We start from the raw sequence: 13,013 nt of genomic DNA on the forward strand, positions 1-13,013 counted from the left end.
CTCCTCAGTTCTTGGATCCTGGTTGGCTCCGGCCGGTCCGGCGCGGAGTCATACCAGTGTACGGCAGGCGCGGACTATGGTTACAGCAAGCGCATAGGGTCGACAGCAGCGCCGTTGAGCCATGTTTCGAAGTGCGCGTGGCAGCCGGTTGAGTTTCCGGTGCTGCCGGAGTAGGCGATGAGCTGCCCCTGCGATACCTGCTGGCCGTTCGAGACGACGATGCTGCTGTTGTGGTAGTAGATCGTGGTCAGGGAGTTGCCCTGAACGACACCGTGTGAGATCTTCACCCGCCAGCCGCCGCCGTCCGCGGAATTCCAGCCTGAGGAGAAGACCTCGCCCGCGGCCGCAGCGTAGACGGGGGTGCCGCAGGCAGCGCCGAAGTCGATGCCCGTGTGGACGTAGCCTCCCTGTCCGTAGAAGTCGATGGTGCCGGGCGGGGTTGAGCGCCAGCCGAAGCCGGAGGTGATGGGCACATCACCCGAGAACGGATGCCGTAAGCCAAAGGCCGACGGCGAACCGGTCACCGGTGCGTACGGTACCCGCGGAGGCGGGGCCTGTCCCTGCGCGGCGGCCTTGGCGGCGGCAGCCGCGGCTGCGGCTTCGGCGATCCGGCGCTGCTCCGCCTCCCAGGCTTCGCGGAGCCTGCGGTCGCGTTCGGCGATCTCGTTGGCTACAGCATTCTGGCTGGCCGAAACTGCAGCCATTTGGCTTTGGATGCCAGGCTTGGCAGCCTGGAGTTCCGCGTCGAGGCGTGTGGTGTCGGCGATCAGCTGATCAACCTGCGCCTTCTTCGCTTCAGCCTCATCGCGGGCGGCCTTTTCCCGTTCCAGGGCGGCATCGGCTTTGGCTTTGAGGTCCCTGATCTCGCCTTCGACAGCTTCAAGCCTCGCCTGTGAGTTCACGTTCGTGGCACTCTGTTGTGACAGTTTGTCCATGGCGGCGTTTTGGCTGCGCATTGCCTGGTCCGCAAGGTCCATGGTCTGGGTGAGGCTGCCGCCGTTGTTGGCCCCGAAGAACAGGGTCAGGTTCGATGGCACTCCCCCCGACTTGTACGCCTGGGTGGCGATCTGGCCGATCAGCTTTTTGGTGTCAGCAATCTTTTGCTTGTCCGCGTCGAGCTGCTGTGTGATCTTGGCTTTGTTCTGCTGAGCCAGGTCCACCCGCGCGGTCAGGGCTTCAACCTCCTTGACCGCACCCGCCACGCGGCCCTGGGCATCAAGGAGTGCCTGCTGGGCTCCGGGCAGCTGTCCCTGGTAAATCACCAGGTCCCCTGCTGCTTTCGCGATGCGGGAATCCACGAACTCCAGCGACTGCTGCACACGGGCCGCCTCGGCTTCGAGGGCGGCGCGCTTGTCGTCCAGCTCGTCGGCGTGCGCGACGGGTACTGACGCGCCGAGGCTGACCGCCAGGAGCAGTACCATAACGCTGCTCATCAAGCCGGTGCGGCGACGTGCCTGTGCCCGGACTGTGCCTGCCGGTTGTTCGGCCCGGTGGCGGGGCGCAGTTCGGTGCAATACGTTCATCAGGATTCCTTGGTCGGTTTGCACAGCCTAAACCTTCAAATATCTGCGCAAGGTCAAGAGAGACGAAATTCCAGCCAAAGATCCGCCAAGGATCAGCAGGGCCGGCGCAAGAATGAGGGTCTGTCCGGGCGAGATGAACGCGGTGTCGGGATACTGCTTGGACAGATACTCGCCGAGGAAGAAATGGGCAACGGCCCACAGCGTTCCGGAGGCCAGAGCCGCGCCAATGACGGCAGCGATCACGCCCTCGAGGATGAACGGCAGCTGGATGACCATCTTGGAGGCGCCCACCAAACGCATAATTCCGGTTTCCCGGCGCCGGCTGAAGGCGGAAAGGCGGATGGTGGTCGCGATCAGGAGGATGGCGCAAACGATCATGACGCCGGCGATGCTGACCGCCACGAGGGAGGCTGCGTTCATCGCTGAAAACAGCCTCTCCAGCAGCTGTCGCTGGTCGATGACCGTTTCGACGCCCGGCTGAGAGGAGAAGGTCTCGCTGATGATCTGATACTTCTCCGGATCCTTCATGTTGATCCGGAAGGAAGCCGGAAGCTGGTCCGGCGTGACCGAATCAACGATCGGTGAGTTGGAGAACTGGTCCTTGAAGTGCTTGTAGGCCTCTTCCTTGGACTCGAACTGGAAGTCGTTGACGTACTGGGCAACCGCGGGTGATTTCAGCAGGGTCTGCAGGTTTTCCTGCTGCTCGGGGGTGACGGGCCCTGTAGCGCAACCGGCCGCCGTCGAACCGTCACTGCAGAGGAAAATTGCCACCTGGACTTTGTCGTACCAGTAGCCCTTCATCTGGTTGATCTGCAGCTGCAGCATGCCGGCGGCACCCACAAATGTCAGGGACACGAAGGTGACCAGGATGACTGAGACCACCATGGAGACGTTGCGGCGCAGGCCGCTGCCGATTTCGCCGAGGATAAAGGCCAGCCTCATCGCGGTCCCTCCCCTTCACCTGGCTGGCGGTCCCCTGCGGCAGGCGGCACTTCGTCCCGGCCGCTGGCGTCCCGCAGCCTGCGTGACTGTCCCACCACGGGAATCATGGAGGTGTACAGTGCTTTGGCCTCGTCGCGGATGACGACGCCGTTCTTGAGCTCGACCACGCGTTTGCGCATCTCGTTGACGATGTCATCATCGTGGGTGGCCATGACCACCGTTGTGCCGTTCTGGTTGATCTTGTCCAGCACGCCCATGATCCCCATTGAGGTGGTGGGATCCAGGTTACCTGTGGGCTCATCGGCGAGAAGGATGCCCGGGCGGTTGACGACCGCGCGGGCAATGGCCACACGCTGCTGCTCGCCGCCGGAGAGTTCGTGCGGAAGGCGGTTTTCCTTGCCGTCCAGACCCACGGTTTTCAGGACCTCGGGCACTGTGTCGCGAATGACGCTGCGGCTCTTGCCGATGACTTGCATGGCGAAGGCGACGTTGGCGAACACGTTCTTTTGCGGGAGCAGGCGGAAGTCCTGGAAGACCACGCCGATTCCGCGCCGGAGCCTGGGCACGCGCCAGCTGGAGATCTTAGCGACGTTTTGTCCGGCCACGTAGACGGCACCGGACGAGGCCCGGTCCTCTTTAAGGACCAGCCGGAGGAAGGTGGACTTCCCGGATCCGGAAGCGCCCACGAGGAAAGCGAATTCACCTCGGTCTATTTCCAGGCTGACGTCGTCCAGCGCAGGCCGGGCCGTCTGGTCGTAGACCTTGGTGACATTATCGAATCGGATCATGGCCCTAATTACCCTGCAGGGCACCGCTAGTGCAGCCCAGATCTGCAGCCGGCGCGCGGGCATTCGTTTGGGGAATTAGAGGCCCCGGCCCCTTGACTATACGCAGTCCGTTTGCTGGATTTCGGGGGTTTCAGGGGTGTGTCGCGGGTTGGCGGCGGCGGTGCCGGACGGCCTGGGGCGGCCAGGTGCTATTTCGCGGCGTTGCGGTTGTCGGTCCGCCAGCGGATCCCCGCGTCGATAAAGTCGTCAATCTCGCCGTCGAAAACCGCGGACGTGTTGCCGACTTCGTGTTCGGTGCGGAGGTCCTTGACCATTTGGTAAGGGTTCAAGACGTAGGAGCGCATTTGGTCGCCCCAGGATGCCTTGACGTCTCCGGCGAAGGCCTTCTTCTCGGCGTCCTCCTGCTCCTTCTTCAGCAGAAGGAGGCGGGACTGCAGCACGCGCATGGCGGCTGCCCGGTTCTGGAGCTGGGACTTCTCGTTCTGCATGGACACCACGGTGCCGGTGGGGATGTGAGTGAGGCGCACGGCGGAGTCAGTGGTGTTAACAGACTGACCGCCGGGGCCCGAGGAGCGGAACACGTCCACGCGGATCTCGTTGTCCGGAATGTCGATGGAGTCCGTGGACTCGATGAGCGGAATGACCTCGACGGCGGCGAAGGAAGTCTGCCGGCGGCCTTGGTTGTCGAAGGGGCTGATCCGCACCAGTCGATGCGTTCCGGCTTCGACACTGAGTGTCCCGAACGCGTACGGCGCCTTGACTTCGAATGTTGCGGATTTAAGGCCCGCCTCTTCGGCATAGGAAGTATCCATTACCGTGGTGGGGTACCCGTGCCGTTCAGCCCAGCGAAGGTACATGCGCATCAGCATTTCGGCGAAGTCTGCGGCATCCACTCCACCGGCTCCGGCCCGGATGGACACTACTGCCTCGCGTTCGTCGTACTCACCTGAAAGCAGCGTCACCACTTCCAGTTCCTTAAGGGACTTCCGGATCGACTCAAGTTCGGCGGCCGCTTCGCCCATGGAGTCGGCGTCGTCCTCGTCCTGGCCGAGTTCCACCAGAACTTCCAGGTCATCAATCCGCGAGACCAGCTTGTTCAGCCGTTCCAGCTCGGACTGCCTGTGCGAGAGCCGGGAGGTGATCTTCTGGGCGGCGGCAGGATCATCCCACAGGTCAGGCTCTCCAGCTCGTTCGCTCAGTTCGGCGATGTCTTCCTTCAGTGCCTCGACATCGCTGACGCGTTCGATGGAGTTGTATGTGGCGCGAAGGGCGCGGATTTCTGCGGAAAAATCAATATTGGCCATGGTCGTTTAAGCCTACGCTATGCGGCCGGGAGTGCCGGGTACCCGGCCGGTTCGCAGCAGCGCCTCACCTGCTGAGACGGGAACGCGCGGTGGATGCAGCTTGGATCCGGATCCCGTCCGGCACTAAAAAATTCACCACAGGCGGATGGACCATGGCACTGAGCACGACTACAGCGGTGGAACCGTCAGGGCTGCCGGTCGCCTGCGTCACGGCCAGCCCGTCGAAGCGGGCTGACGCCGGGGAACGGGCGACGAAGTCCGAGGCCACATTGCGGACGCGCTCGGAACCGAGGAAGGCCGAAGGGCTTCCGCCCGCTCCCCCAACCTCACCCAGTGTGTAGCTGTCCGCGGCAGCAAGCGAGGCGCCGTCGGCCAAGGACAGCAGCCTCTTGTGTTCGAGATAGACGCTGGAGATTCCGATGACGACACTGACCACAAGCAAGGCGAGCGTCACGTAGCCGATAATCATCACGGTCATTTGTCCGTCTTGTGTTGGCGGGTCAAGGCTGGTCGCGGTGGCTCCGCTCGGAACCGTCCCGGAGGCAGTGGGAGTGTTCATGCTGCCGTCACCTGAACCTGCCGACCAGCTGAGTGGATGATGCTTCAACTTCACTGGCCTCTAGCCTGAAGTCTTCGTTAAAGGGTACGAATGGCAACGCCACGCTCAGATTCACAGTGACTGTCACTGCCGTTCCAGCGGCTTGGCAGTCCGCGGGATCGCATCGCGTTGAGACGCGGGCCGCCGTGGTGTCATGACCGAAGTCTGCGAGGGCGAGGAGTACGGCCTGCTCGGCTGCGGCCTGCGCTGAATCGGCGTTCGGCTGGGCAACAAAGACCTTTGCGGCTTGGTCTGCAGCACCCACTACCGCAAAGGATGCGCCCTGGATTTGGCCCACAGTGATAATGAAATACACCAAAGGCACCATCAGGAGCAACGCCAGAAACGTGAACTCAACGACGGCACTCCCCTCTTCCCTGTCCTCCTCGCCTAGGGCCACTTGTAATCTCCTGCTGAGACGGATCCAGGCGTATGCGCGGGACCGGCGATCTTTACGGCTGGATGGCGGCATGGCCCTTTACCTCCAGAAGGTCCCGCGGGCCGATTAGCCCGATGACGGGCATCGGCGCCCTAATGGTGATCTCGAGGGTTCGCATGCCTTGAAACATCACTTCGGCGGTGCTGATGTCCTGAGCGAATTCGCCGTTCAGCGACGTGCCGATCAGGTGGGCAGCGCGTTCCTGCGCGTCGCTGGCGCCGCGGTCTGCGAGTGTTCCATAACGTGCGCCGGACGCCGCCGCATCAATCAGGGTGTTGCGAACGTGCAGGACCAACGCCAGTTGGATGATGCCCAGGAAGAACATGGTGAGCAGGCCGCCTACCAGGACAAAGTCCACTATGGCGGATCCTCGTTCCGCCGCGCGCCGGTCGCCTCCCGCGACGGGAGAAAACCGACCGGAACTGCCGGGGCCAGCGACGAGCATGCCTTAGTTTCCGACCTTCTCCATGGCCTGATTAAACATCGCTTCCAGGGCCGGTCCCGCCAGGGCGAGCAAGGCCGCCACAAGAACGGCGGACATCAGCGTGATCATGACCCAGCCGGGGACGTCGCCCCGTTCAGGATGGTCAGTTGAATGGCGTCGCCGTTCGTCAGCCGTAGGCTCCGCGGCCCGGGGATGGATCGGCTTCCGGGAGCGGCGTCTCGATCGCACTGCAGGGCTGTCGCACGACCCGAAGCCGGCCAGCAAGGTAAGAAATAACAAGCTGATGGAAAGTCCCAGTTTTTTCATTTCGGTCCCATTCTGTAAGTGACGCGGCGATCGAGTAGGCAAAGCGTCGTGGTTGATATCTGACAGTTGAGTAACAGTCATGGCTACAGCCCCAGGCTTATGGCAGCGATGCCCGGGAACACTGCGAACACCACGGTTAAGGGAAGGACCCCGAAAACGAGAGGTATCATCATGGCGATTTCTTTCTTGCCGGCCGATTCCATCAGGTCCCGTTTTGCCGTGTCCCGGACATCTTGGGCCTGTGCTCTCAGGACATCAGCCAGAGGTGTTCCACGCTCCACCGCGACGACGATGCCATCGACAAATCGCACGAGCGGGCCAAGGTCTGTCTGGGCGGAGAACTCCTGAAGCGCTTCAACCAGGGGTTTGCCCGCCCTGGTCTCAGCGAGGATCTTGGAAAATTCCTTGGCCAGTTCCCCGTTTGCACTGCGGCAGACGCGATCCAAGGCTCCCGTCGCGCTCTCTCCGGCACCGACAGCAAGCGCCATCAGCTCTGCCAGGCTGGGAAACTCAGCCATCATCCGGGCCTGACGCCTGCTGATCTGGACGCCCAACCAAAAGTCCCTGAGGAGGAATCCGCTAAGGCCGCTCCCCAGTACGGCCACCACCGCAAGGAACGGACTAAAGCGCCCGGCCGCAGCGGAGAGAACTACCAGTGCCAGCGCTGTCACAAACGCGGCGGCCGCCCAGAGCAATTGTTCTGCCCGGAAATCGACTGGCGATTTATTGATTCCGGCCTGCGCCAGCCGGCGGATCAGTGCTCTTGACCCAAGGTTGAGCCTGCCGAGGGCTGTGAATCCATCGTGAAGCAGCGGACGCACGATCCGTTCCAAAGGACCGAAAGGAGTGGCGTTCTGGCTACTGGGCCGGAGCAGCCGGGATTCAAGGTTCTGCGACTTCAACTGCGGTTCAATGCGCTCTACGAAGGTGAGGGGACGCATGAATGGCAACCTGACGAACACCAGCCACAATCCAACGCCGAGGACTATGCCGCAAACCATAGCTGCTGCCAGCTGGCCACTCATCGGAGCACCCGCTGATCCTGGGGAAGGGCGCCGATGCGCAACATGATGGAGTAGCAGACGAGGGAGACCACCAAACCGCCCAGGAGGACTCCTGCCCCCATGGGTGTGTTGTAAGCGTTGACGGCTTCCGGGCGGGTGGCCAAAAGGAGCATGACAATCCAAGGTGCCGCAACTGCCAGCCGGGCGGCGTTGACTGTCCAGGACTGCCGGGCCTCCAGTTCGCTGCGGGTTCTGGCGTTCTCGCGAAGGAATTCGGCAAGTGTGCCCAGTAGCTTACCCAGGTCTGAACCGCCCACCTCGCGGGTCAGTCGAAGGGCCTCGATGATCCGGTCCGCGACAGGATCCGCCAGGCGGTCCTTGAGCCTGTTAAGAGAGCCCTCAAATTGGCCCCCCGCACGGTAATCGGCGCCGAAGTCCCGGAATATGTGGCGGAGTTCTTCCGGCCCGTTTTCTCCCAGCTGGATGAGAGCCTCGGGCAGGGAAAGACCGGCGCGGATGGCAGATCGAAGATGATCCACCACGTCCGGCCAGAGCTGGCGCAACACAGCAGTCCTCTTATGCGCGCGCCAGCGCACGACACTGATGGGAAGCCAAGCGCCAAACAGCCCGAAACAAACGGACATGGGCCACGACCTGGAAATTAGGACGAAGACCAGCGCCACAAAAATGCCAAGCCCCAAACAGGAGGCGACGAGTCCACCGGCAGTGACTTTCTCGATCCCGGCGGCAGCCAGGAGGTCACCGATGCGGCTGACCCTCGGTCGACGCTTCACCAACGTTGGCTTTTCCCAGAACGACCACCAGATAAGAAACAGACCCGTGCCGGCAAGCACCCCGAATAGCGGCGCCATCAGCGCGGCTCCAGCAGCGCCGCGACGTCATAGCCTGCCCGGGCGAACTTTTCGGCAGCCGGCATCGCGCTAGCCCGCGGCTGCAGTTGTCCGTCCGCCAGCGCGAAGACCATTGACGACTCGATGATGCCGTTCTCCACTCGCTTGCCGAGAGAGAGTATCTCGGTAACTTGCCTTCGCCCGTTGGCGTGCCTGCTGCAGTGCACCACAAGGTCGATGCAGGATGCCACCGTTGGCACGACGAACGCCGAGGAGATATTCTCGCCGGCCAGCAGAGGAAGTGTACAAATTTTCGTCACGGCGTCACGCGCAGAGTTCGCATGAACGGAACACATCCCTGGCAGGCCACTATTTAAGGCGATCAGCATGTCCAGGCTCTCGGCCTCGCGAACTTCTCCCACCACAAGACGGTCCGGCCGCATCCGGAGCGCCTCTTTAACCAGCCTGCGCAAGGGAATCTCCCCTTCGCCTTCGAGATTGGGCTGGCGGCATTGGAGACCCACCACGTCCCGAAGCGGAAACTGGAGTTCAAAGATCTCTTCAACGGTGATCACCCGCTCGCGGCTGCCGATGCTCGCCGCCAGACAGTTAAGCATGGTGGTCTTGCCCGCCTGGGTGGCGCCAGAAACAAGAATGTTCAGTCCGCTGGAAACGGCCGCGCCAAGGAACCGGGCGGACTGCGGCGTCAGAGTCCCCAACTCGATCAGGTGCTCAAGGCGGCTGGCCTTCACCACAAACTTGCGGATGTTCACTGCCCAATGGCGGCGGGTAACATCCGGAATGACAACGTGGAGCCTGGAGCCATCGGGCAGGGCAGCGTCGACGAAGGGCGATGACATGTCCAGGCGACGGCCGGAGCTCTTCAACATGCGCTCCACCAGATCGCGCACTTGCTGTTCGGTGAGGCTTAAGGACGTTAGTTCCGACTCGCCGTCTCTCGCGACATAAATTTCGTTGGGCGCGTTTATCCACACTTCCTCGATGGAGGGATCATCCAGGAGCGGCTGTAGCACGCCGAAGCCTGCAACAGCATCGAAGACAAACCTCCGTGCGGTCTCCAGCGGACCAATCGGAGGCAGCGGACCCATCAGGGCTCGCTCGTCGTAATCGCTGACCGCCGCATCCACCAGGCGGCGGACCTCGCCGGCCTGACGCATCGGGTCCAGGCCCCGACGGCGGATCAGTTCGCGGACTTCGTCTTCCACGATGCGCACGGCATCCATAAGTTCCCCAATACAACTGCCGCCCCCGGTGGAGGCAGTTCAACTGGGTACAGCCTAGGGAAGGTGAAGCATCAAGCCAAGTCAAATTTGGCCGGTTGTGGATAACGGTGGGGCTTCATTCATACGCGAAATGCTCAGAGTGTGCGTACGCCTGGGTTCTGCACATCTGGATAGCGTTCCCCTCCCGCACAGGTAGCCAGCAACTGGTAATACAGGTATTTCCTACTCTGGCCGGGCAGTTCAGGTGAAGGTTAGGGTAACGGCACTGCGCGAGTGCGGATCTTGGAGCCTGTGATCGCCGATGGCGAGGGTAACTGTCGGGCCAGCTAGTTCCGTCCGCCAACATCAGGTTCCTCAAGGAGCGAGTGCGAGATGGAAATTATAAATAGAGTCAGTTTACTGGGTAACGCTGTACGGCATGATGTCGCGCGTTTCCTGCGACCTCGTTGGGTGGCCAGAAGAGCCGGAAAACGACCGCCGGGAAGATGGTTTGCGGTTCCGCTCGCTTTTGTTCTGACCCTTGGGGGAACGTCTCTTGCGACTATACCGACTGCCCATGCCGCGACTGGTGGGATGATAAGTGTGACGTTCGATGATGGTTGGGCCAGCCAGTTCAACAACGCGCTGCCCGTCCTGAACAAATACGGCGTTCCGGCCACGATGTACATCTACACGCAAGCCATTAATGGTGTACCGGATTACATGACGCAGGCCCAGATCCAAGCGTTCGCCGACCGCGGCGACGAGATAGCGTCCCACACCGTCACCCACGCGGACCTGACCACCCTGACGCCTGCTCAGCTCGATACCGAGCTTTCGCAGAGCAAGGCCACGCTGCAGCAAATGTTTGGTCCCTCCGCCGCGATTGATTTCGCTTCGCCCTACGGCGCGTACAACCCGACGACCACGGCTGCGGTGAAGAATTACTACGCCACGCAGCGCAACACAGATGGTGGATTCAACGCCGCAACCGGCTTCGATCCATCTAACATCCTTGTGCAGAACGTCGATTCCACGACAACGGCTGACATCATGCAAAAGTGGGTTAACGAGGCCAAGACCACCAATACCTGGCTGGTACTGGTGTACCACGAAGTAGGAGCCAGCATCGGCTTGGATATCTACCACACGGACACGGCTGTGCTCGATGCTCACATGGCGGCCGTAAAGAACAGCGGCCTGCCCATGGTCACCGTCCGCCAGGGTGTCGAGGCGATAACCGGGACTGCTCCGCCGACGGGAACTGCCGGCGGCTCCACCGCAATCACCCCGACCCGTTTCCTGGACACGCGTTTGTCGTCGGGTCCGGTGCCGGGCGGCGGTACGGTGTCGTTCCAGGCTAGAGGGCTGAATGGTGTTCCCGCAGATGCTTCCGCGGTGGTGGTGAACCTGACGACTACCCAAACCCAGTCGGCGGGGTTCCTGACCGCCTATGCCTCGGGTGCCGGGAAGCCGAACGCGTCGAACGTGAACTATGGACCCGGGCAAACGATACCGAATCTGGCCGTGGTCCCGGTGGGACCAGACGGTAAGGTCACGATCGCCAACACTTCGTCAGGCTCCGCGCAGGTCATCGCCGACGTCTCGGCCTACTACCGCGGTGGAACGCCCACGGCGGCAGGTGCCTTCGCCCCGCTGGCACCGACACGGTTCCTGGACACGCGCTCATCGTCCGGTCCGGTCGCCTCGGGCGGGAAGGTGTCGTTTCAGGTCGGCGGCGTTAGTGGGATCCCCGCCAACGCTTCAGCCGTCGTGGTGAACCTGACCGTAACCGAGCCGACTTCGGCAGGCTACCTCACCGCCCACGCCTCCGGATCAGCGAAGCCGGGTACGTCGAATGTGAACTACGCCGGCGGGCAGACCGTGCCGAACTTGGCCGTGGTCCCGGTGGGACCCGACGGCAAGGTGACGATTTCCAACACCGAGACCGGATCCGGGTCAAGCGCGCAGGTCGTCGCCGATGTCTCTGGGTACTTCCTGCAAGGGGCTCCCACCGGCTCGGGGACGTTCGGGCCGGTCAATCCCGCCCGCGTCCTGGACACCCGCAATTCGTCCGGCCCTGTACCGGCCGGTGGTACGGTCTCCTTCCAGGCCGCAGGAGTGGCCGGGGTGCCGGCGAACGCAGCCGGAGTCTGGGCCAACCTCACCGTCACCCAATCGACTTCCGCCGGCTACCTCACCGGGTATGCCTCCGGAAGCGCGAGGCCAGGCTCCTCGAACGTGAACTACGCCACCGGACAGACTGTCCCTAACATGGCGTACCTGCCCATCGGGCTGGACGGGAAGGTCACGATCGCGAACACTGAGATCGGCGCAGGCTCAACAGTCCATGTGATCGCCGACATCGCCGGATACCAACTCAAATAACAGCTGAAGTCTCAAATAACACCAGCTGAAGTGGCCCCGCCTGACGCCGTCAGACAGGGCCACTTCACGTTCTGTTCGAAGCTTGCATTCAGCTAAAAGAAGATCCGCACTGACGGGGCGGATCCCACGCAGCCAACGATGGTAATTGTCTTGGCTGGACCGGGCCACAGAGCGGATGCCCCTTCGGTACGAGCACTCTAAACCCGGCGGACCTCGTCGCGCCGACATCAAGAAACTGGGCCGGATCCCTACAGGCGACGGGCGCCGCGTCATTAGCCGGACCCCTGGCAACTGGGCAAAAGCGCACCGCCGCCAACAGGCGCCCCGACTACGCCTATCTGCGTAGCACGGTCTATAACCATTCCGCGTTCGCCGACACCGAGATCCTGCCGACGAGAAAAAGGGTTCAAGACGCTCTGGATCCAACGATCAAGCCCAAACGAACCCGACCTACCGGGCACGACCAAGGGCAAAGTTGAACGGTTCAACCACACCATGCTCGGCGCGCCTCGCCCGGCCCATTGGTTCAGCGGCCGGGAGTGTTACCGCGTTCCAAGCCTGCCTGCACCTCTACCATCACAGCCGAGGCCCCAGGTAAATCAAGGGTCAGCCGCCCACACCAAGCCCGGGACCACCCGCCGTGGGTAATACATTTAGGGAGCGAGCAGCGCTCCAACCGCTCACTTGCGTATGTGTGGTACAGGGCAAGATCACCACAGGATCACCATGGGTATCACCAGCACCACTGTTTCCACCAGCAACACGGTGCTAAGGTGAGCGCGTTAAGCGTCAATCACCTGGCCGGCCTGTTCCTGGGGAACTTGCCCGAACAGCAACCCCTATGAGGGCTCTTGGGAGCGCCTCATTGTCTCCGGAGCCAATATGAAACGGAACCCGTCTCAGTCCCGTAGCCCACTCGTCAAGTCCCTCTGGGCTGCCCTCTTGGCCGTCTCGCTGATGGGTGGGCCGGGCCTTTCCGGGGTCGCGTCCGCGGTGGAACCGGGTCCGACACCGACGCCGCCCCAGGCGTCAGCTTCGCAGTCCCAACCCCCTGCGGCGCCCACACCTCCGGCGTCGCCAAGCGCAAGCCCGGCTCCTGCCCCCACAGCATCCTCCCAGTCCGCAGCCCAATCAATTGCCCCTACGTCGGCCGCGACGCAAACAATGGCCGAAGCTGCCGGGGCCGGCGGGGCGGAGATGGG

12 protein-coding genes are annotated in these 13,013 nt (G+C 62.4%); 1 reads left to right on the forward strand and 11 read right to left on the reverse strand.

The genetic code is table 11. The features are described 5' to 3' along the window. Positions 1–80: 80 nt before the first annotated feature. The 11 genes from SBP01_RS12395 to SBP01_RS12445 form a co-directional block, all read right to left on the reverse strand. Complete coding sequence (locus SBP01_RS12395) at positions 81–1,523, reverse strand: peptidoglycan DD-metalloendopeptidase family protein (protein WP_320535962.1); 1,443 nt, start codon at positions 1,521–1,523, stop codon at positions 81–83. A 27-nt stretch (positions 1,524–1,550) separates the two neighbouring features. Then, a complete protein-coding gene (gene ftsX, locus SBP01_RS12400; RefSeq protein WP_320535963.1) occupies positions 1,551–2,465 on the reverse strand; it encodes a permease-like cell division protein FtsX in 915 nt (304 codons plus the stop codon). Beyond that, the gene (gene ftsE / locus SBP01_RS12405) at positions 2,462–3,253 is read right to left on the reverse strand and encodes a cell division ATP-binding protein FtsE (protein ID WP_320535964.1); all 792 of its coding nucleotides are present in this window, start codon (positions 3,251–3,253) and stop codon (positions 2,462–2,464) included. Before ftsE ends, ftsX begins: the two co-directional genes overlap by 4 nt. A gap of 188 nt (positions 3,254–3,441) precedes the next feature. After that, entirely contained in the window at positions 3,442–4,557 is a 1,116-nt protein-coding gene (prfB, locus tag SBP01_RS12410) for a peptide chain release factor 2 (protein WP_275214323.1), read from the reverse strand. A gap of 64 nt (positions 4,558–4,621) precedes the next feature. Then, positions 4,622–5,116 carry a pilus assembly protein TadG-related protein gene (locus tag SBP01_RS12415; RefSeq protein ID WP_320535965.1) on the reverse strand — a complete coding sequence of 165 codons (495 nt, stop codon included), beginning with the start codon at positions 5,114–5,116 and terminating at the stop codon, positions 4,622–4,624. A gap of 7 nt (positions 5,117–5,123) precedes the next feature. Further along, on the reverse strand, positions 5,124–5,555 hold the full coding sequence (locus tag SBP01_RS12420) for a hypothetical protein (protein ID WP_320535966.1): 432 nt from the start codon (positions 5,553–5,555) through the stop codon (positions 5,124–5,126). 52 nt (positions 5,556–5,607) lie between these two features. After that, on the reverse strand, positions 5,608–5,919 hold the full coding sequence (locus SBP01_RS12425; protein WP_320538341.1) for a TadE family protein: 312 nt from the start codon (positions 5,917–5,919) through the stop codon (positions 5,608–5,610). A gap of 123 nt (positions 5,920–6,042) precedes the next feature. Next, on the reverse strand, positions 6,043–6,237 hold the full coding sequence (locus SBP01_RS12430; RefSeq protein ID WP_320538342.1) for a hypothetical protein: 195 nt from the start codon (positions 6,235–6,237) through the stop codon (positions 6,043–6,045). Between the two features lie 191 nt (positions 6,238–6,428). Beyond that, complete coding sequence (locus SBP01_RS12435; protein WP_320535967.1) at positions 6,429–7,370, reverse strand: type II secretion system F family protein; 942 nt, start codon at positions 7,368–7,370, stop codon at positions 6,429–6,431. Next, the gene (locus tag SBP01_RS12440; protein ID WP_275214318.1) at positions 7,367–8,221 is read right to left on the reverse strand and encodes a type II secretion system F family protein; all 855 of its coding nucleotides are present in this window, start codon (positions 8,219–8,221) and stop codon (positions 7,367–7,369) included. The genes SBP01_RS12435 and SBP01_RS12440 overlap by 4 nt, the downstream gene beginning before the upstream one ends. Then, a complete protein-coding gene (locus SBP01_RS12445) occupies positions 8,221–9,444 on the reverse strand; it encodes a CpaF family protein (RefSeq protein WP_320535968.1) in 1,224 nt (407 codons plus the stop codon). The genes SBP01_RS12440 and SBP01_RS12445 overlap by 1 nt, the downstream gene beginning before the upstream one ends. A 582-nt stretch (positions 9,445–10,026) precedes the next feature. Between SBP01_RS12445 and SBP01_RS12450 the strand changes: the two genes are divergently transcribed. Continuing rightward, positions 10,027–11,811, forward strand: a complete 1,785-nt coding sequence (locus SBP01_RS12450; protein WP_320535969.1) for a polysaccharide deacetylase family protein — start codon at positions 10,027–10,029, stop codon at positions 11,809–11,811. The last annotated feature ends 1,202 nt before the right edge of the window (positions 11,812–13,013 follow it).

This window comes from Pseudarthrobacter sp. IC2-21, from assembly GCF_034048115.1.
Taxonomy (GTDB): domain Bacteria; phylum Actinomycetota; class Actinomycetes; order Actinomycetales; family Micrococcaceae; genus Arthrobacter; species Arthrobacter naphthalenicus.